This window comes from Plantactinospora sp. WMMC1484 (assembly GCF_049315195.1).
Lineage (GTDB): Bacteria > Actinomycetota > Actinomycetes > Mycobacteriales > Micromonosporaceae > Plantactinospora.
In genome coordinates this window covers 6,079,561-6,098,931 of record NZ_CP186055.1, presented here as the reverse complement: position 1 = coordinate 6,098,931, position 19,371 = coordinate 6,079,561, and the positions used below count along the sequence as shown (strand labels likewise).

Genomic DNA, 19,371 nt, shown 5'->3' with positions numbered 1-19,371 from the left:
CCGGGCCGTGTCGGTCCGGGCCGTGTCGGTCAGGCCGTGCGGGCGCGGTGCCGCGCGCCGGTCTCGCGGAGCAGCTCCAGGTACCTCGTCATCTGATCTTCCCGGAACAGGCCCTGCTGGACGGCAGCCGATAGCGCCGGAAGCCGGCCGTCGCGGTCCTTGACCGCCAGCCAGCGCCGTAGCTGATCCGCTATCTCCGCCGGCTCACCCAGCACCACCCCGGCGCCGCGCGAGCGGATGAGGTCCGCGACGACCCCGTCCCGGTGGCCGATCATCAGGATCGGCCGCCGGGCGTGCAGATAGTCGAAGAACTTCCCGGGTACGGTGCCGGCGTCGCGCGGGTCGTTCCACATCAGCAGTACCAGCACGTCGGCTTCGGCCTGGATGCGCCACGACCGCTCCGCCGGCACGTGGCCGAGCACGGTGACGGCCTCCGGCACGGCGCTGCGTCCGGCGGCGTCGACGGCGACGCCGTTGTCCGGGCCGGCCTGAACGAAGTGGACGCGTCGCGCGTCGTCGCCGAGGAGCGCGATCGCGTCGAGGAGCGGCCGCGGGCTGCGCTTGCCGGGATAGAGGAGTCCGGTGTGAGCCAGCCGCAGGCTCTGCGGGCCGGTCACTCCGGTCGGCCAGCAGGTGCCCGTCGCCCCCGGGGACGTCACCGGCTCCGCGCGGCGGTCGATGCCGTTCATGACGACCTCGGTGTCGACCCCGAAGGTGGTACGCAGGGTCTGCGCCGTCGGGGCGGAGATCGTGACGCAGCTGGCGACCGACCGCAGCAGGCGCCGCTCCAGCCAGTGGTCGGCCCGGCGGCGCAGCGCTACCCGGCTCGGCACCCGGTATTCGTTGCCGACCGTCCACAGATCGCGATAGTCGGCGACCCAGGGCGCATCGAGTTTCCGGGCCAGCGCGGCGGCCACGACGAATCCGGAGAATGGTGGCCCGGTCGCGAATATGACGTCGGGGCGCCAACTCCGTTGCGCCCTGAGAAAGCCGGTGACGGCGGGGACGATCCAGGTCGACTCCCCGTCCGGAAACATGAGTGCCTCGCGCCCGAGGAATTTGGCGGAACGGGTGGCCGTCGAGCGGAGGCGGGCGAGGCGGAGTGGCGCGGGGCGAGCGCGTTGCGTACCGCCGTCCGGCACCGGTCGCGGCCCGGCGCCGAGTTGCGGCCAGTGGAACAGCGGCGCCGCCCGTACCACCTGCCATTCCGGTATATCGATGCCGGGGGCGTTCCGGTCCGACGGCGTCGCGGTCAGGACGCGCACGTCCCAGCCGCTTCGCACGGCGATCCTGGCCAGCGCGGCGGGCCGCCTGCCGCCCACCATCTCCGACGGTGGGAAGCAGTGGGAGACGATCAACAGGCGCGGCGCCGCCGGGGTACGGCCGGCGGGTCCGGGTGGACCGGGCAGGGAATCGGGTCCGGCGGAGGCCGCACGGCGGGCGTCCGCACCGGTAGGCGGAGCTGTCATGAGATCCCTTCGAATACGGCTGTGAAAGGTTTCCGGAATCGCGGTCCGTCGACCGGGCGCTGCAATGATCCGGTCCGGTTGTCGGTGCGTCCGGGTGCCGTTACTCGCGCCCACCATAACGGGTGAACCGCGGACTCCGTCACCTTTGCGCGGACTCCGCCGTTAGTCAGACGCGCGACCCGCAGCGGCGGGGTGCCGCAGAAAGAAAAGAAGGGACAGCGCTTGGCGTCGCGGCAGGGAGAACCTTGATGCGGGTGGTGGTCACCACGGAGTCGCGGTGTCTGCGGACGCCGGACGCGCGGGTGTGGATCCACGCGGGACCGAGCTATCCGAACTGGAGCCGCTACCTGGCCGCCTTCCGGAGTGTCCGGGTCGTCGCCAGGGTGCGGGACGTCCCGGAGGTGCCCGGCGGGGCGTCCCGGGTGGACGGGGAGGGCGTCGAGGTCTGGCCGGTGCCGCACTACCAGGGACCCGCCGAATACCTGCGCCGCCAGGGCGCGGTCAGGCGGGCCGTGGCTGCCGCCGCCGACGCAGGCGACGCGGTGATCCTGCGGGTGCCCTCCCCGGTCGGGTCGCTGCTCGCCACGGCGCGGGAACGGCAGGGCCTGCCGTACGCGCTGGAGGTGATCGGTGACCCCTACGACGTCTTCGCGCCCGGCACGGTGCGGCATCCGCTCCGGCCCGTGCTGCGGCACCTGAGCACCAGACGGTTGCGGCACCAGTGCCGGACGGCGGTCGGCGCCGCCTACGTGACCGAGCACTACCTGCAACGCCGGTATCCGGTCCGCGAGGGCGTGCCGAGTACGCACGTGTCGAGCGTGAACCTTCCGCCGGACGCGTACCTCGGGGAGCCGCGCGTCTTCGACGGCCCTCGCGGTGGCACGATCGTCTCGGTCGGCATGCTGGCGCAGCTCTACAAGGGCGTCGACACGCTCCTCGCCGCACTGGCCCGGCTCGCCGACGCCGGTCTCCGGCCCCGGCTCGTACACCTCGGTGACGGCAGGTTCCGCCCGGAACTCGAACGCCTCGCCGACCGGCTCGGCGTGGCGGACCGGGTGACGTTCGCCGGTGTCGTCGCCACCGGCGAGGCGGTCCGCCGGCACCTCGACGCGGCGGACCTCTTCGTGATGCCCTCGCGTACGGAGGGGCTGCCCCAGGCGCTGATCGAGGCGATGGCCCGTGGCCTGCCCGCGATCGGCACGACCGTCGGCGGCATCCCGGAGCTGCTCGCCACCGAGGACCTGGTTCCAGCTGACGACCCGGCCGCACTGGCCACCGCCATCGGCAGGATGCTGGCCGACCCGGAGCGGATGACCGCCGCCTCCGCACGCAACCTGGCCCGGTCACGCGACTTCTCCGCCGACACGCTCGCCCGCCGGCGGACCGCCTACTACCGGGCGGTGGCCGCCGCGACGGCCCGGGGCGGCCACCGTCCGGTTCTGCACGTCACCGGATAGCGCGACAGGAGCAGCATGGTGTCCAGACCAGTCGACGGCGCCGCCCGCGACACGTCCGGCCAGGCCGGAGAGCCGGCCGATGAGCCGGTCGACGGGGCGACCGACGAGCCGGCCGCCGGGACGGCGGGAGAACCGGCCCGCTACCACGTGGTCCGGGTGTTCGGGTCGCTGGACGTCGGGGGAGCGGAGCGCCGGACGATCGAACTCATGCCGCTGTTGACCGAGGCGGGTGCGGTGCTGCACTTCGTGACGCTCAGCGGGCGGGCTGGGGTGCTCGCCCCGGTCGTCGAGCGGATGGGCGCCACGGTGCATCCGCTCCCGCTGGACCCCCGGTTTCCGTTCCGATTCCTGCGCCTACTCCGGCGGCTGGAGGTGCGGGTGGTGCACTCCGACGTCTCGACCTTCTCCGGCGCGCTCGTGCTGCTGGCGGCGCTGGCCGGAGTCCCGGTCCGGATCGCACACTTCCGCAGCGACGGTGACGGCCGCCCGAGCACCCTCCGGCGCCGCATCCAGCGGTGGGTGATGCGGAAGCTCATCGGCTTCTTCGCCACCGACATCGTCGGGGTCGCGCCGGGCGCGCTGAGCAACGCGTACCGGCCGTCCTGGGAGTCGGACCCGCGCTGCCGGGTCATACCCAACGGCCTCGATCTCGGGCGGCTCGCCCGCCGCGGCGACCTCGACCTCCGGGCCAGCGTGGGCGCGGCACCCGGCGAGATCGTCTGCCTGCACGTCGGCCGCCCCGCACCGGAGAAGCGGCGCTGGGTCGTCCCGCAGGTCGTCGCGGCGCTGACCGCGAGCGGTCGCCCGAGCCGCGGCGCGCTGGTCGGGGCGCGCGATGCCGGCGACGAGGCCCGGGTGCTGCGCGCGGCCGAGGCGGACGGGGTCGTCGACCGCGTACACCTGCTCGGCGTCCGGGAGGACGTCGGTGACCTGATGCGGCAGGCCGACGTCGTCGTCCTCCCCTCCGAGCGGGAGGGCCTGCCCGGCGTGGTGCTGGAGGCCCTGGCGGTCGGGACCGTGGTCGTCGCCGCCGACCTGCCCGGCGTGCGCTTCATCGCCCGGCATCTGCCCGGTGTCACCGTCGTGGGCCGGGACGCGCCGCCGGCGGAGTGGGCGGAGGCGATCGGGCGGGCGGTCCTGCCGTCCCGGGAGCGGGACCCGGAGGCCGCCGTCCGGGCCTTCCGGGCCAGCGTCTTCACCCTGGAGGCGGCGGCCTCGGCGCACCTCTCGATGTACCGCCGGTCGCTGCCCGGCGCCCGGCACGACGGGACGGCGGCACACCCATGTGCGGCATAGCCGGAGTCGTCTCGACCGTCGGCCCCGATCCGGCGCTGGTGCACCGGATGTGTGACGTGATCAGCCACCGGGGTCCGGACGGCGCCGGTCTGCACGTGGACGACGGGTGCGCCATGGGAATGCGCCGGCTCGCCATCGTCGACGTCGCCGGTGGCCAGCAGCCGGTGCGGAACGAGGACGGCACGGTGGTCGCGGTCTTCAACGGCGAGATCTACAACTTCGCCGCCCTCCGCGCCGACCTGATCCGCCGGGGACACCGGTTGCGCAGCGACGGCGACTCGGAGTGCCTGGTCCACCTCTACGAGGAGCACGGCGACGACCTGGTGCACCGGCTCCGCGGCATGTTCGCCTTCGCCATCTGGGACACCCGCCGGCGCCGGCTGCTGCTCGGCCGGGACCGGGTCGGCAAGAAGCCGTTGTACTGGTGGGCCGACGACGCCACCATCACGTTCGGCTCGGAGGCGAAGTCGCTGCTGCAGGATCCGGGCCTGGAACGCCGGCTCGACCTCGTGGCGCTGCACCACTATCTCAGCTACCAGTACGTGCCGGCCCCCTGGTCGATCTACCAGGGGATCCGGAAGCTTCCCCCCGGCCACCTGCTGAGCTGGCAGGACGGCACGGCCGAGATACGCAGGTACTGGAAACTCGACTGCACGCCGCACGCGGTGCCGGACGAGGACGAGGCAGCGGAGCAGCTCCGGGAGCGGCTGCTCGACGCCGTCCGGGTCCGGATGGTCAGCGAACGCCCGCTCGGCGCCTTCCTCTCCGGCGGTGTGGACTCCTCGGCGGTGGTGGCCGCGATGGCGAGATGCTCGGACGGACCGGTCAGGACCTTCAGCATCGGCTTCGACGAGGCGCGTTACGACGAGCGCGAGCATGCCCGGCTGGTCGCCCGGCGGTACGGCACCGACCACCACGAGCTGGTGGTCACTCCCTCCTGCGTCGACCTGCTGCCGACGCTCACCCACCACTTCGACGAGCCCTTCGCCGACTCGTCGGCGATACCGAGCTTCTACGTGGCACAACTGAGCCGCGAGCACGTCACGGTGGTGCTCAACGGGGACGGCGGCGACGAGTGCTTCGGCGGCTACCGCCGGTACGCGCTGATCCGGGCGCTCGACCGGGTGCCGGAGTGGGCCACCCCACGGGTACTGCACCGGGTCGGCGACGGGCTCGTGGCGCACACCAACACCGGTTCCCGGCCCCGTGCCGTTGGCCGGATCCTCCAGCTGCTCGGTCAACCGGCGCTGGCCCGGTACGCCTCGCTGATCTCCGTCTTCCCGCCGGCGCAGCAGGTCGCCCTCTACACCGACGAGCTGCGCGAGCACCTCGCCGGGGTGGACAGTTGGGCGCCGCTCGGCGAGGCGTACGCGGCCTCCCGGGCGGCGGACCGGCTGGGCCGGCTCATCGACGCCGACGTGCAGACCTACCTGCCGGGCGCCCTGCTGCCCAAGGTCGACATCACCACCATGGCCAACTCCCTGGAGGCGCGGTCGCCGCTGCTCGACCATCACCTGATGGAGTGGGCGGCGCACCTGCCGACCCGGTTCAAGATCCGAGGCAGCACGACGAAGTACCTGCTCAAGCGGGCGGTCGCGCCCTGGCTGCCGGACGAGATCGTCAACCGGCCGAAGATGGGCTTCGGCGTGCCCCTGGGCCGCTGGTTCCGGGGCGAGCTGCGCGACCTCTCCTGGGGCCTGCTGACCGACCAGACGGCCCGGTCGCGCGGGCTGTTCCGGCCCGAGGCGGTCACCGCGCTGCTGGAGCGGCACGACCGGGGCGACGACGAGAGCCACCGGATCTGGGCACTTGTCCAGTTCGAGCTCTGGCACCGGAACTGGCTGGACCGCGCCGGCACCCCGTCGGCGGCAGCGCCGTACCACGATCTGCTCGCCCGGCAGTCGTGACCGGCCGGACCGGGACGCCGGCCCGGCAGCGGTCGACACTGCGCCAGGCGACCTGGAACGCCGTCGCCCGGGTGCTGGTGCTCGGGCTCAACGCGGTCAGCGGGGTCCTGGTGGCCCGCGCGCTGCTGCCGGAGGGGCGCGGCGTGACCGCGCTGGTCATCGCGACCGCGACCACCACCATCGCGCTCGGCTATCTCTCCGTGGAGCAGTCGCACGTCCGGCTCTGGGCGGGCCGCCGTGACGAGATCCTCGCCAACAGCGTGCTGCTCGGGCCCGCCGTCGGCATCCTCGCCGCGCTCGGCGCCGCGCTGCTGCTCTGGGCGGGTACCCGGTTCGGCATCACCATCGCGAGCCCCGAGCTGCTGGCCATGGCGCTGGCGTCGGTGCCGGCGGGGATAACCGCGCTCTACCTCAACGGCGCCCTGACCCTGGACGCACAGATCGCCCTGGTCACCCGCTCCATGCTGTACGTCGCCGTCCTCCAGTTCGGCGCGACGGCCCTGCTCGCGATCGGGGGATGGCTCACGCCCGGCTGGGTGGTGGCGATCTGGAGCGCCTCCTCGGCCTCCGCGCTGCTGGTGTTGCTCGCCGGCGAACGCCCGCGGCTGAGGTACTGGAATCCGGCGCTGGCGTGGCAGGCGATCTCACTGGGCATGCGCTTCCATCCGGGCTCCGCCGCGTTGAACCTGGCGCTCCGCCTCGACGTCTTCATCCTCGGCGCACTCACCTCGCCGGCGGCCGTCGGCCTCTACGCCCTGGCGGTCACCGTCGGAGGATTCGCCCGGATCCCGGCCGAGGCGGTCCGCGGGGCCTTCCTGTCCCGCCAGGCCGAGGGCGAGCTCGTCGACGCCGTCGAGGCGACCACCCGGGCCACCCGGATCTCCACCCTGCTGGCCGCCATCTCCGTCGGGGGGCTCTGCGCGACCGCACCGGTGTTGATTCCGCTCGCGTACGGCGCCGCCTTCGCCGGCAGCGTCCAGGCGATGTACGCGCTCGGCCCCGGGCTCTTCCTCATGCACGCCGGTCGGCAGATCGGTGCGTACCTGATCCGCTGCGACCGGCCGCTGGTCGTCTCCGCGTTCCCCGCAGCGGCGCTCGCGCTGAACATCACGCTCAACCTGGTCCTGATCCCGCGGTGGGGGATCGTCGGCTGTGCCCTCGCCGCATCGGTCAGCTATGCCACGCTGACCCTGGCGCAGGTGGTCCGGTTCTGCCGGATGGCCGGGGTCCGATGGCGGCGACTGTTGCCGGGGGCGGCCGAGACGGCCATGCTCCGGCAGTTGCTGCTCACGTCGACCGGGCGGATGCTGTGCAGGTCGACCGGGCGGAACCGGTCGACCGGGCGGAACCGGCGCTTCCGGGCCGCCGCCGGGCCGGCCGGCCGGCGGGTGCGGGGGTCAGTCGCCGCCGTGCCGCCGGAAGACGAACTCGTTGCAGCCCAGGTCGCCGCCGCAGGTGGTGAGGTGGGTCAGCTCGAAGCCCCGGTCCCGGACGAACCGGAAGATCTGCTCCGGCCGCGCCACCTCGAACGGATAGCCGCCGACCCAGTCGACGAGGTCGTGACTCCGGGACATGCCCCGGCGGATCGGCCGAGGCGGAAACCGGCGGGGCATGACGAGTTGCAGGAGCTTCCGGAGCGGAACTCGCCGGTATAGGTACATGGTGCTGAGCCCGAGGAGCAGCATCCGGCCAAGCCGTCCCGAGGAGTTGTAGCGGCGCTTGACCCAGCGCCAGACCCGGCTCGCGGGGCCCTGGTCGTTGTAGATCGCCACGAAGAGCCGGCCGCCCGGCCGGGTCAGGTCGACGGCCGCCGCCAGGGCCTTCCACATGTCGCCGGTGTGGTGCAGCACGCCCCAGGAGTAGACGACGTCGAAATGGCCCAGTCTGGCCGCGTACGCCCGGTCGAGGATCGAACCCTGCTCGACCGTCCAGTCGCCGTCGGCCGCGTACCGCTGCCGGAGCGCGGTGGTGGCCGCCACCGAGTCGGGATCGAAGTCGAAGGAGTGCACGGTGGCACCGAGCCGGTGCGCCGCCAGGGAGAAGAGCCCGCTGCCACAGCCGATATCAAGGAACGACCTGCCGGCGAGATCCGGGACGGCCAGCGCCCGGGTCAACGAGGCGGTTGCCGAGGCGATCCGGTCGTCGTCCATCACCTGGACGAACGACTTCCAGTTGGCGCCGAAGCCGAACCGCCGACCGGCGGCGACCTCGCTCCTGCTATCGAGCATGGGCTTCCTCCCTGTGCGGATGTGGACGCAGGACCTGTTCGGTGCCGACGGTTGGGCCGGTGCCGAGGGCCGAGCCAGTGTCGGCACCGGCAGCGGCGTCGTCGGTCGTGCGGCGGCGGTTGGCGAGCAGGCAGCCGAGGCAGATCCAGAACCCGACGATGACGACCGGGCAGACGAGCACGTTGGCGAACGCCAGCGTCACCGCTCCGCCCGCCACGGCGGCACGCAACGGCGTGAGCAGCGCGTCACCGCGGACGACCAGTCCCGCGACCACCAGGGTGATCAGGAGCAACGCCGCCGGGATGCCGGCCTCCGCCGCCAGGCCCAGATAGTCGTTGTGGGTCTTCAGGAATCGGCCCACATCCGGATGGTTCATGGCGTAGTAGGGGAACATGCGGTAGCCGATACCGTTGAACGGATGCTGGGTAATGGCGCTCAGCGTCGCGCTGAGTACGCCGGCCCGCCCGGAGTCGTCGGTGAGCTGCGACATCGGGCGCTCGTCGAACACCACCGTCCAGATCGGTTTGCGGAACACGTAGACAGCGGCGGCCAGAATTCCGCTGATCGCCATTCCGATGAACCGCTGCCGTGCCGGCCGGTTCGAGATCACGGCCACCAGCACGCCGGCCACCGCGGCCAGGACTCCCGCCCGGGACTGGGTCTGCTGCACCGCCACCAGGCAGATCGCGGCCGGCACGAGGTAGTAGAGCCGGCGAGGCTGGCGCGCGAGGGCGACGCCCGTGCCCACCGAGGGGGCCAGCAGCGCCGCGAGGTAGTTGGAGTTGATGCCGAGAGCCTCGAGCCGGCCACCGTTGTAGTGCCCGTCGAACAGCGCGTAGAGGCCGACGATGCCACCGGTCAGCGCCACCAGCCGCGCGACGTCCGCCGGTTTCGGCGGCCACACGGTGACCGCGAGCAGCAGACCCAGGCCACCGATGACCACGATGAGATGGGTCAGACCGGAGAACCTGCCGGGCAGGTCCGGCGTCCAGGCGTTGTCCCGGACCGTCGTGCTGAGCAGGAGCAGACCGGCGAGGGCGGCGACGCAGAGCGCGGGCCAGCCCATCCGGAGCGGGCGGGTGCGCCCGACGGGCGACCGCAGGGTCGGCACCAGCACCAGCCCGACGGCGAGACTCACCAGCAGGACCCCGCGCACGTCGTCCGCCACGAACGAGAGGTGGGCCACGCTCAACGGCACCACGGAGAGGATGAGTAGGTCAGGGCGGCCCAGCACGATCGGCACGGCCGCGGCGACCACCACGGCCAGGCCCGCCGCGAGCGGATGCGCGACCACCAGATATCCGACCAGGCAACCGGCCACCAGCGAGATGAGTGGCCAGGCCAGGCGCCGGTGGGCACGGGGCGGCATGGTGAACCGGCCGGCGGGAAACGGCGGTGGTGGCCATGTCTGTGACCTCGGGTGAGCCGTCACTGAAGACCTCTCCGGCCGTGACCTGCAAACGTCAATAGAGTGTCGGAACAAATGCAGATCCTACCCGGCTCCGGCGTACTGGAAGCGCATATAACGGTATTCGGGCGGTCGTATTAATGGAGGCGAGTTCGGTCTGGGTCGGCCGCCGGATAAATTGACGAGAATTCCTCGTGAGAACTTTTTTCCGTGCCGGGTCCGCCGCCCGTGCCACCGCCGGCGGCCCGCTCGATGGCGTCCGCCACCCGGATGGCGGCCAGCCGGTTGTCGAAGAGTCGCAGGGCGCGGTCGCGGGCGCGATCACCTCGCGCCCGCAGCCCGCCGGCCTCGAACTCGCGGTACGCGGCCTCCAGCGCCGAGGCCAGGGCCGGCGCGTCGCCCCGGGGCACCACCCAGCCGGTCTCCTCGTCGATGGTCTCGGGGAGCCCGCCGGCGTCGCTGACCACGCTCGGCAGGTTCATCGCGCTCGCCTCGCAGGCGGCTCCGTGGCCCTCGGAGAGGGACGGACTGACGCTCAGGTCGGCGGCCTCGTAGCAGGGTCGCACGTCCGGCATCGACTCGATCCAGGTGACGCTCGGGTCCGCGTCGAGGTCGAACCGTCGGACGAGTTCGCGCCGGTATGCCTCACCGGCGGCGGTCCACCCGCTGCCGACCAGCAACAGATGCGTCCGGGGGTGCCGGCCGTGGAAGGTGCGCCAGGCGGCCAGGAGGACGTCGTGGCCCTTGATGGCCCTGCCGTTGTGCGCCAGGCGCTTCGGCGGATAGACGTAGGCCACCATCACCGCCAGGAATGCATCCTGGTCGATGCCGAGGTCGGCGCGGATCTTCGCCCGCAGCACCTCGCGGCTGGCCGGTGCGGCTGTCGCGGTACCGTCCCGGTCAGCGATGGACCAGGAGGGCGCGAAGTGCGCCGGGTCCACCCCGTAGGTCGCGACCGGACGGCGGGGCGCCGGACAACCGAGGTCCCCGTAGCGCCGCGAGGTGTGTTCGGTGCCGCAGATGGTGAGGTGATCCAACCGCCACAGCACCCGTTCGACCGGCCGGATCAGCGCGGACTCGAGGAAGAGCGGCCCGGCGACCATGTGCACCCGGCGTACCGGAAGTCCCGGCGTGCTCAGCCGGGCCGCCAGGGCCGACGCGTAGAGATGGTAGTGCAGCACGTCCGGCCGGAGCCGGCGGAGGAGGCGGCGGAGCCGCCACAGGCCGCGCAGCGTCGCCGGGCGCGGTCGGAAGCCGAAGTCGAAGGGGGAGTCGAGCACCGGGAAGCCCCGGCGGGTCAGCTCGGCGGTCAACCTGCCGGGGCCGGGCGGCAGCACCACGAGGACCTCGTGCCCCCGCCGCCGGAGTTCGGTCACCTGCGGGATGATCCACAACCCCCCGCTGTTCGTCTTCAACAGGACCACGACGCGCAGCCGGTCCCGGCCCGCGCCGTCCCGTTCCTGTCCGTCCCGTTCCTGTCCGTCCCGTTCCCCTCTGGGCCGGTCCTGCCCGGACGGACGGGCGCCACCGGACTCACCCGAGTGGAGGCTCACCTGGCCGGTACCCCCTTGACGACGACGCCGGCCGGGACGTCCCGGACGACGCAGGCGCCGGCGCCGACCACGCTGCCGGCACCGACCCGCAGACCCTGGAGCACGGCGGCCGTGGTGCCGATCAGGACGCCCGGTTCGAGTACGCAGTTGCCGGAGACGGCGGCCAGCGGGTTCACCGAGACGTGGTCCGCCAGCGAGCTGTCATGCCCCACGGTGCAGTTCTGGTTCAGGTGCACGTGCCGGCCGAGCTGGACGTTGGTCGTGACCCGGGCGCCAGCGAAGATCACCACGCCGTCACCGACGGTGTTCGCCGGACCGAGCGTCGCGTCCGGATGCACCAGCACCGCGCCCGGCAGCCGGTAGCCGTCGACGCGCGCACCCAGGCCGCGGCGGACCCGCGGGTCGCCGACCCCCAGGACGACGTGGGTGCCCGCCGGGGCGTCGCGCAACCAGGTCACCGGCCCGAGGTACGGCACGTCGAGGCGCTGCACCTGCTTGAGGTTCGCCTCCGCCGGGCGGTCGTCCACGAAGCCGCGCAACCGCCAGCGCCGCGTGGCCGGCGTGACCTCGTTGACCGCCCGGACGATTTCGGCGATCTCCCGGCCGTGCCCGCCGCAGCCGACGATCACGACGTCGACGCTCACCGCCGTGCCTCCTGCGCCGAGCTGTTCCTGCCGGCGGTGCTGTTCCTGCCGGCGCTGCTGTTCGTGCCGGTCATGCCGGCGGCGCCGGCGAGCGCCCGCCGCGTGCCGAGAAACTCCGGCATAGTGGCGTTGCCGTCGGCCGCGATGCCGTGCCGGCGCAACACCCGGCCGACCGTCTTCAGCAGGATTCGCAGGTCGAGACCGAGGCAGCGCCGGTCGACGTACCAGACGTCGTGGCTGAGCCGCTCCGCCCAGCTGATGGTGTTGCGGCCGTTCACCTGCGCCAGGCCGGTGATGCCCGGCCGGACCTCGTGCCGGCGGGCCTGCTGTGGCGTGTACCGGTCGAGGTATTCCAGGAGCAGCGGGCGCGGCCCGACCAGGCTCATCTCCCCGCGCAGCACGTTACACAGGGTCGGCAGCTCGTCCAGGCTGGTGGCGCGGAGCCAGGACCCGAGCCGGGTCAGCCGCTCGCCGTCGCTGGTCCGGCCCGGCCCGACGGGATGCATCGTGCGGAACTTGTAGAGCGTGAACGGCCTACCGTGCAGGCCCGGCCTGGCCTGCCGGAACAGCACCGGTCGGCCCAGGGCCAGGGCCACGGCACCGGCCACCGCGACGATGACGGGTGCGAGGAGCACCAGGAGGATGGCGGCGACAGCCGCGTCCATGATCCGTTTCGACCGGTCGTACGGGCGGCGCTCGGCGGTCACGCCCGTGTCCCCAGGAAGTCCGCGGTCGTGCTCAGCACGCGCGCGATCTGGGAGTCGCTCAGCCCGGAGCCGCTGGGTAGGGCGAGGCCGGTGGCGAAGAGCCGCTCCGCGACGCCGGTGAGCATGCTGCGGTGGCCCGCGAAAACGGGTTGCATGTGCATCGGCTTCCACACCGGTCGGGTCTCGATCTGCGCGCCAGCGAGGTGGGCGGCGAGTTCCCGTGCGTGCCAACCGGCCTGGTCCGGATCGACGACGATGCAGGTCAGCCAGTTGTTGGCGCCGGGATCGCTCTCCCCGAGCAGCCGTACTCCCGGCACCGCGGCGAAGAGCTCGGCGTAGCGTACCCGCAGCTCGCGACGGCGGGCGATCATGAGGTCGAGGCGGCGCAACTGCGCCCGGCCCACGGCGGCCAGCAGGTTGCTCAGGCGGTAGTTGAATCCGGTCTCGGTGTGCTCGTAGTACGGCAACGGCTGCCGGGCCTGGGTGGAGAGGTAGCGGCACCGCTCGACCAGCTCCAGATCGTCCGAGACGAGCATCCCGCCGCCGGAGGTGGTGACGATCTTGTTGCCGTTGAACGAGAAGACCCCGGCATGGCCGAACGAGCCGGCAGCCCGTCCGCCCCGGGTGGCGCCGAGCGCCTCCGCCGCGTCCTCCAGCACCGGCACCCCGGCGGCGTCGCAGACGGGCAGCAGCCGGGCGTAGTCGGCGCAGCTGCCGAAAAGATCCACCGGAACGACCGCGGCCACCCGCCGCCCGGCCGCCTCGTACTCCTTGAGCAGGGCGGCGAGCAGGTCGACATCGATGTTTCCGTCGGCCGGGTCACAGTCGACGAAGACGGGCTCGGCACCGGTGTAGGAGACGGCGTTGGCGGTGGCCACGAAGGTCAGGGTGGGCACGACGACGACCGTGCCGGGACCGGCACCGAGACCGAGCAGGCCCAGGTGGAGCGCGGCGGTGCCGGAACTCAGCGCGACGGCACCGGCCGCGCCGACGCGGTGCGCCGCTTCCCGCTCGAAGCCGTCGATCTCCGGACCGACGGGTGCCACCCATCCCGACCGCAGCGCGCGCAGCAGATACGATTCCTCCAGCGGCCCGATGTCCGGCGCGGAGAGATATATTGTGGCGTTCACCGGCCCTGGCCGGTCGCGGTACGGCGCTGCTGTTGGCTGCCGAAATCGACGGCACTCACGATGGTCCTCCGTTCACGGAAGTAACACGGGAACAGGCCGCCCGACTCGCTGTGCCGACGTGGTAAGGCCTCCCGTCAAGGTGAACGTCAGTTGCCGCCTGTCGGTGACGAATAGAAAAAGAATTCGGCTCCGCCGACGGCACGAACGCGTTCAGCGGCGCGGAATCGGCAACGTGATGGTGAATGTGGTGCCGGTGCCGAGTTCGCTGGCGACCCGGATGGCGCCGCCGTGGTCGGTGACGATCTGCCGAACGATGGCCAGGCCCAGACCACTGCCGCCGGTCTTCCGGCCGCGCGCCGAGTCGCCCCGCCAGAACCGGTCGAAGACGAACGGGAGCGCGTCGGGTGCGATCCCGGAGCCGGTGTCGGCGACCCGGACCACGGCCGACTCGCCGTCGCGGTGGAGGGTGATGGTGACCTGGCCGCCCTGGCCGGTGGCCCGGAGCGCGTTCGTGATCAGGTTTCCGATCACCTGGCGCAGCCGGTCGGGGTCGGCGTGCACGGTGACCGGTTCGGCGCTGACCGTCAGCGCCACCTCGGCCGCGTCGGCGCTGGCCCCGTGGGTGGTGCGGCACGTCTCCAGCAGCTCGGCCAGGTCGACGCCGGTCCGGTGGTACGCCAGGCTGCCCGCCTCGGCCAGCGCGAGGTCCTGAAGGTCGTCGACGATGCGCTGTTGCAGCACCGTCTCCTCGTGCAGCGAGGCGAAGAGCTCCGGATCGGGCTCGATCACGCCGTCGGAGAGTGCCTCCAGATAGCCACGCAGGTTGGCCAGCGGCGTACGCAGCTCGTGCGCCACGTCGGCGACGAGCCGGCGCTGGCGTTCCTCGCCGCGTTGCAGGGAGTCGGCCATCCGGTTGAAGGAGCGGGCCAGGGTGGCGATCTCGTCGTTGCCCTGCACCGGCACCCGGCTGGTCAGGTCACCCCGGCCGAGCCGGGCACTGGCCGTGGTCAGGATCCCGATCGGCCGGAGCACCCGGTGGCTGAGCAGGGCGGTCGCGATGATCGCCACCGCCGCCACCCCGGCGGCGGCGGCCAGCAGCGGGCCGACCACCAGCGTCCGCCCGCCGTCGTCGCCGACCCCGAGGATCACCCGGGCCGGTTGCGGTGCCACCTCGGCGATCCGCGCGTTGAATGCCTCGGTCAGGCAGTAGTTCTGCTGTTCCGTCCCGATGTCCTCGGCGCAGGTCTGCTCGATTTCGACCAGGTCCGTCGTGGCCGTCTGCTCCGACTCGTGCGCCTGGTCGGTGCAGGTCCGGACCAATGCCGGGTCGATCGCCCGGGTCGGGTCGATCGCGAAGCCGGGCACCCCGTGCCGGCCCGGGGTCTGGACCGGCTCGACACCGCGACGGGTCAGGCAGGCCGCGAGCCGGACACCGGCGCGATACCGGTACAGCTCCTCGACGGCGACCGCCGCCGCATTGGCATCGACCCGGGAGAGGTCGAGCGTCGGTCGGGGATTGACGTAGCCGAAGACGGTGCCGAGCGGGCGTACCGCCTCGTGCGGGCGGGCCTCGCGGTCGGTGTCCACCAGCACCAGGCCGGACTCGGTGACCAGGTGAATCCGCTGCCCGGTCTGCGCGCCGAGGCGCACCACCAGGTCCCGGACGCCCTCCCAGGTGCCGTGCCGGCGGCCGTAGTCGCTGAGCGCGGCGGTGACCCGGTCCAGCGCGGCGCCGGCGGCGTCGGACTCGTCGATCTGGCGGGACGCCTGGCGGAGCACCAGCCAGAGGGTTGCGGCGGTCGCGCTGACCGCGACCAGCATCACCAGGCCGAGTACCCGGAGCCGGAAACTCACGCCGACCGTTCCGCCCCGGCGCTCTTCGCCGGAGCCGGCCCGTCGGCGGTTTCCGCCGAATTGGGTTGTGCGGCGTCCTCCGGCGGAGAGGGCTGAGCGGTCGTCGACTCGGCCAGCCGGTATCCGCGGCCGAACACGGTCTGCAGGTAGCGCGGCTCGGCGGGATCGACCTCGATCTTGCGGCGCAGGTTCATCACGTGCGCGTCGACGGTCCGCTCCAGCACGTAGTGGTCGAAACCGAAGGCCCGGTCGATGATCTGCGCCCGGGTGAACGCCCGACCGGGCTCGGCGGCCAGCACCTCCAGGATGCCGAACTCCTTCGCGGTGAGCGTGATCGGCCGCCCACCGATCCGCACCTCGAACCGGCCCGGGTCGACCTCCAGGTCGCCGACCCGGAGCACCGCCTGGTTGCCCGAGCTGAGCACGCCGGAGCGGCGTAGCAGGGCACGCACCCGGGCGGCCAGCTCCCGTGGGCTGTAGGGCTTGGTCAGGTAGTCGTCGGCACCGATGTCCAGGCCGAGCAGCACGTCGTCCTCGGTCGTCCGGGCGGTCAGCAGCAGGATCGGCAGGGTGGACTCGGCCCGCAGGATCCGGCACACGTCGAGCCCGTCCAGCACCGGCATCATCACGTCCAGCACCACCAGGTCGGGCCGACGGGCCCGCGCCTGCTCCAGGGCGGCGCGCCCGTCGCCGACCACCAGGACGCTGTGGCCCTCCCGCTCGAGGTAGAGCCGGACCAGGTTGGCCTGCTTCGGGTCGTCCTCGGCGACGAGTATCCGCGCACTCATGTTTCCCCATTCTGCCTGCTCCGGGCGGCATCGATTAGAGCGCCGGGGCGGTGAAGAAGTGATGAAGGCGGCATCCGGAAACGGTCAGCGGGCGATCCGCATGCGCCGGGCACACGTTCTGCACCGCTTCCGCACACCCGGCTTCCTAGGTCGAGCACCAGAGTCTTCGCCGGGCGGTCCAGCAGGGCCGGGGGAGGGGTGAGTCGTCGACGAGGCACTCGGGTCGTTGGTCCAGTTGCTGATCAACTATTCCGCGATCGTGGTCGCCGGGGTGCTGACCCTGCTGGTCCAGCGGCCTGAACCTCGCTCACCCCTGGCCCCTGCCCGCCGGCCGTCCACCGCCGACGCCGCCTCCGCTTCCGCCCGCGACGGATCGGGGGAGCGGAAGCGGGGAGCGACGGAGCGGGGGCCGTCAGGCGAGGCCGGCGCGACGCAGCGCGTCGGCCATCGCGCCGCCGCCCGCGCCGCCCGAGCCGGCGGAGCCGCCCGACCCACCCCGCCCCGGGCGGGACTGCTGCTGGCCGCCGCCGCGCCCCTGCCGGGGCTGGCCGCCGCCGCGGGTACCCCGGTCGGGACCGCCCCGGTCCGAGCCGCCGCCGGACGGGCGCGGACCGGCGCCGACCTCGTCCTCCAGGCGCAGGGTGAGGGAGATCCGCTTCCGGGGTACGTCCACGTCCAGCACCTTCACCCGGACCACGTCACCGGACTTGACCACGTCGCGCGGGTCCTTGACGAAGGTCCGGGACATCGCCGAGACGTGCACCAGGCCGTCCTGGTGCACCCCGACGTCGACGAACGCGCCGAACGCCGCCACGTTGGTGACCACGCCCTCCAGCAGCATCCCCGGGGTGAGGTCGGCGATCGTCTCGACACCGTCGGCGAACGTCGCGGTCCGGAACGCCGGCCGGGGGTCCCGGCCCGGCTTCTCCAGCTCCCGGAGGATGTCGGTGACGGTCGGCAGCCCAAAGGTCTCGTCGACGTACTCGCCCGGCCTGAGCTTGCGCAGCACGGCCGTCCTGCCGATCAGCGCGGAGAGCTCGGTGCCGGTGCTGGTGAGGATCCGACGGACCACCGGGTACGCCTCCGGGTGCACGCTGGAGGCGTCCAGCGGGTCGTCCCCGCCGGGGATACGCAGGAAGCCCGCACACTGCTCGAACGCCTTCGGGCCGAGCCTCGGCACCTGCTTGAGCGCCTGCCGGGTCCGGAACGGGCCGTTGGCGTCGCGGTGCAGCACGATGTTTTCCGCCAGTCCGGCGCCGATCCCGGAGACCCGGGTCAGCAGCGGCGCGGAGGCGGTGTTGACGTCCACGCCGACGGCGTTGACGCAGTCCTCGACCACCGCGTCCAGCGAGCGGGAGAGCTTCACCTCGGAGAGGTCGTGCTGGTACTGACCGACCCCGATCGAGCGTGGGTCGATCTTCACCAGCTCGGCGAGTGGGTCCTGCAACCGGCGGGCGATCGACACCGCGCCGCGCAGCGAGACGTCCAGGCCGGGCAGCTCCTGGGAGGCGTACTCGGAGGCGGAGTAGACCGAGGCGCCGGCCTCGGAGACCACGATCTTGGTGAGGTTGAGGTCGGCGTACCGTTTGATCAGGTCACCGGCGAGCTTGTCGGTCTCCCGGGAGGCGGTGCCGTTGCCGATCGCCACCAGCTCGACCCTGTGCGCCCTGGCCAGCCGGGCCAGTGTCTCGATCGAGGCGTCCCACTGCCGGCGCGGCTCGTGCGGATAGATGGTGTCGGTTGCCACCACCTTGCCGGTGGCATCGACCACCGCCACCTTCACCCCGGTGCGCAGCCCCGGGTCGAGCCCCATCGTGGCCCGGGTGCCGGCCGGCGCGGCGAGCAGCAGGTCCCGCAGGTTGGTGGCGAAGACCCGGACCGCCTCGTCCTCGGCCGCCTGCCAGAGCCGCATCCGCAGGTCGGCGCCGAGGTGGATGAGGATCCTGGTCCGCCACGCCCAGCGCACCGTGTCGGCGAGCCAGCGGTCCGCCGGCCGCCCCTGGTCGGCGACGCCGAACCGGGCGGCGATCTCCTGCTCGTAGCGGCTCGGGCCGACCGGGGCACCCGCCGGGGCCTCGGCCTCCTCCGGGTCCATTGTCAGGTCGAGCACGCCCTCCTTCTCGCCCCGGAACATCGCCAGGATCCGGTGCGAGGGGAGCTTCGGGTACGGCTCGGCGAAGTCGAAGTAGTCGGCGAACTTGGCGCCGGCCTGCTCCTGGCCGTCGCGTACCCGGGAGACCAGCCGGCCGCGCGACCACATCTTCTCCCGCAGCGAGCCGATCAGGTCGGCGTCCTCGGCGAAGCGCTCCACCAGAATGGCCCGGGCGCCGTCCAGCGCGCCGGTCGGGTCGGCGACCCCGGCGTCCGGGTCGACGAAACCGGCTGCCACCGTGCGCGGGTCCTGGGTCGGGTCGGCCAGCAGCGTCTCCGCCAGCGGCTCCAGCCCGGCCTCCCGGGCAATCTGTGCCTTGGTCCGCCGCTTCGGCTTGTAGGGCAGGTAGATGTCCTCCAGCCGGGCCTTGGAGTCGGCCGCCATGATCTGCGCTTCCAGAGCGTCGTCCAGCTTGCCCTGGCTCCGGATCGACTCCAGCACCGCCGCCCGGCGCTCCTCCAGCTCCCGCAGGTAGCGCAGCCGCTCCTCCAGGGCGCGCAGCTGCGCGTCGTCGAGCGACTCGGTGGCCTCCTTGCGGTAACGGGCGATGAACGGCACGGTCGCCCCGCCGTCGAGCAGGCCGACCGCGGCCCGGACCTGCCGCTCGTGTACGCCGAGCTCCTCGGCGATCCGCTGGTGCACAGAGCGCGGCTGCGCAGAGGTTGTCACGTCCTGTTCCGCCTTCTCCACTCGGGTTCGCCAGCGCACGCCGCCGGGCTCGGCCGCGGGCCACTGGGTGCCGGGAAGCATTCTGCCGGACGCGCCCGACTTTCGGTCA

13 protein-coding genes and 1 pseudogene are annotated in these 19,371 nt (G+C 72.6%); 4 read left to right on the top strand and 10 right to left on the bottom strand.

Annotation, left to right across the window (positions count from 1 at the left end):
- Window positions 1-29 precede the first annotated feature (29 nt).
- Entirely contained in the window at window positions 30-1,469 is a 1,440-nt protein-coding gene (locus tag ACN28C_RS26320) for a glycosyltransferase (RefSeq protein ID WP_422770210.1), read from the bottom strand.
- 248 nt (window positions 1,470-1,717) lie between these two features.
- On the opposite strand from ACN28C_RS26320, the gene ACN28C_RS26315 reads away from it, so the two are divergent.
- The 4 genes and pseudogenes from ACN28C_RS26315 to ACN28C_RS26300 all read left to right on the top strand — a co-directional run.
- Window positions 1,718-2,926 (top strand): glycosyltransferase, encoded by a 1,209-nt coding sequence (locus ACN28C_RS26315; RefSeq protein WP_422770209.1) that lies wholly within the window; start codon window positions 1,718-1,720, stop codon window positions 2,924-2,926.
- Window positions 2,927-2,941: 15 nt separating this feature from the next.
- Entirely contained in the window at window positions 2,942-4,222 is a 1,281-nt protein-coding gene (locus ACN28C_RS26310; RefSeq protein WP_422770208.1) for a glycosyltransferase family 4 protein, read from the top strand.
- The gene (gene asnB, locus ACN28C_RS26305; RefSeq protein WP_422770207.1) at window positions 4,210-6,129 is read left to right on the top strand and encodes an asparagine synthase (glutamine-hydrolyzing); all 1,920 of its coding nucleotides are present in this window, start codon (window positions 4,210-4,212) and stop codon (window positions 6,127-6,129) included. The genes ACN28C_RS26310 and asnB overlap by 13 nt, the downstream gene beginning before the upstream one ends.
- A pseudogene (locus ACN28C_RS26300) lies at window positions 6,126-7,361 on the top strand (lipopolysaccharide biosynthesis protein); the annotation flags it as partial. The gene asnB and the pseudogene ACN28C_RS26300, both read left to right, overlap by 4 nt.
- A gap of 165 nt (window positions 7,362-7,526) precedes the next feature.
- Here ACN28C_RS26300 and ACN28C_RS26295 read toward each other — a convergent pair.
- The 9 genes from ACN28C_RS26295 to ACN28C_RS26255 form a co-directional block, all read right to left on the bottom strand.
- Window positions 7,527-8,357 (bottom strand): class I SAM-dependent methyltransferase, encoded by an 831-nt coding sequence (locus ACN28C_RS26295; protein ID WP_422770206.1) that lies wholly within the window; start codon window positions 8,355-8,357, stop codon window positions 7,527-7,529.
- Window positions 8,347-9,726, bottom strand: coding sequence for an O-antigen ligase family protein (locus tag ACN28C_RS26290; protein WP_422770205.1), 1,380 nt, complete (start codon window positions 9,724-9,726; stop codon window positions 8,347-8,349). Before ACN28C_RS26290 ends, ACN28C_RS26295 begins: the two co-directional genes overlap by 11 nt.
- A 176-nt stretch (window positions 9,727-9,902) precedes the next feature.
- Complete coding sequence (locus ACN28C_RS26285; RefSeq protein ID WP_422770204.1) at window positions 9,903-11,318, bottom strand: glycosyltransferase family 4 protein; 1,416 nt, start codon at window positions 11,316-11,318, stop codon at window positions 9,903-9,905.
- The gene (locus ACN28C_RS26280; RefSeq protein ID WP_422770203.1) at window positions 11,315-11,962 is read right to left on the bottom strand and encodes an acetyltransferase; all 648 of its coding nucleotides are present in this window, start codon (window positions 11,960-11,962) and stop codon (window positions 11,315-11,317) included. Before ACN28C_RS26280 ends, ACN28C_RS26285 begins: the two co-directional genes overlap by 4 nt.
- On the bottom strand, window positions 11,959-12,669 hold the full coding sequence (locus ACN28C_RS26275; RefSeq protein WP_422770202.1) for a sugar transferase: 711 nt from the start codon (window positions 12,667-12,669) through the stop codon (window positions 11,959-11,961). Before ACN28C_RS26275 ends, ACN28C_RS26280 begins: the two co-directional genes overlap by 4 nt.
- Window positions 12,666-13,799, bottom strand: coding sequence for an aminotransferase class I/II-fold pyridoxal phosphate-dependent enzyme (locus ACN28C_RS26270; protein ID WP_422770201.1), 1,134 nt, complete (start codon window positions 13,797-13,799; stop codon window positions 12,666-12,668). Before ACN28C_RS26270 ends, ACN28C_RS26275 begins: the two co-directional genes overlap by 4 nt.
- A 210-nt stretch (window positions 13,800-14,009) precedes the next feature.
- Window positions 14,010-15,653: a sensor histidine kinase gene (locus ACN28C_RS26265; RefSeq protein WP_422770200.1), complete on the bottom strand. Its 1,644-nt coding sequence runs from the start codon at window positions 15,651-15,653 to the stop codon at window positions 14,010-14,012.
- A complete protein-coding gene (locus ACN28C_RS26260) occupies window positions 15,650-16,441 on the bottom strand; it encodes a response regulator transcription factor (RefSeq protein WP_422770199.1) in 792 nt (263 codons plus the stop codon). The genes ACN28C_RS26265 and ACN28C_RS26260 overlap by 4 nt, the downstream gene beginning before the upstream one ends.
- 412 nt (window positions 16,442-16,853) lie before the next feature.
- A complete protein-coding gene (locus ACN28C_RS26255) occupies window positions 16,854-19,262 on the bottom strand; it encodes a Tex family protein (RefSeq protein ID WP_422770198.1) in 2,409 nt (802 codons plus the stop codon).
- Window positions 19,263-19,371 lie beyond the last annotated feature (109 nt).

Bases quoted from the DNA above. Each gene is read 5' to 3' on its own strand.
- ACN28C_RS26320 (WP_422770210.1), bottom strand. From the start codon at position 1,469: ATGACAGCTCCGCCTACCGGTGCGGACGCCCGCCGTGCGGCCTCCGCC.
- ACN28C_RS26315 (WP_422770209.1), top strand. From the start codon at position 1,718: ATGCGGGTGGTGGTCACCACGGAGTCGCGGTGTCTGCGGACGCCGGAC.
- ACN28C_RS26310 (WP_422770208.1), top strand. From the start codon at position 2,942: ATGGTGTCCAGACCAGTCGACGGCGCCGCCCGCGACACGTCCGGCCAG.
- asnB (WP_422770207.1), top strand. From the start codon at position 4,210: ATGTGCGGCATAGCCGGAGTCGTCTCGACCGTCGGCCCCGATCCGGCG.
- ACN28C_RS26295 (WP_422770206.1), bottom strand. From the start codon at position 8,357: ATGCTCGATAGCAGGAGCGAGGTCGCCGCCGGTCGGCGGTTCGGCTTC.
- ACN28C_RS26290 (WP_422770205.1), bottom strand. From the start codon at position 9,726: ATGCCGCCCCGTGCCCACCGGCGCCTGGCCTGGCCACTCATCTCGCTG.
- ACN28C_RS26260 (WP_422770199.1), bottom strand. From the start codon at position 16,441: ATGAGTGCGCGGATACTCGTCGCCGAGGACGACCCGAAGCAGGCCAAC.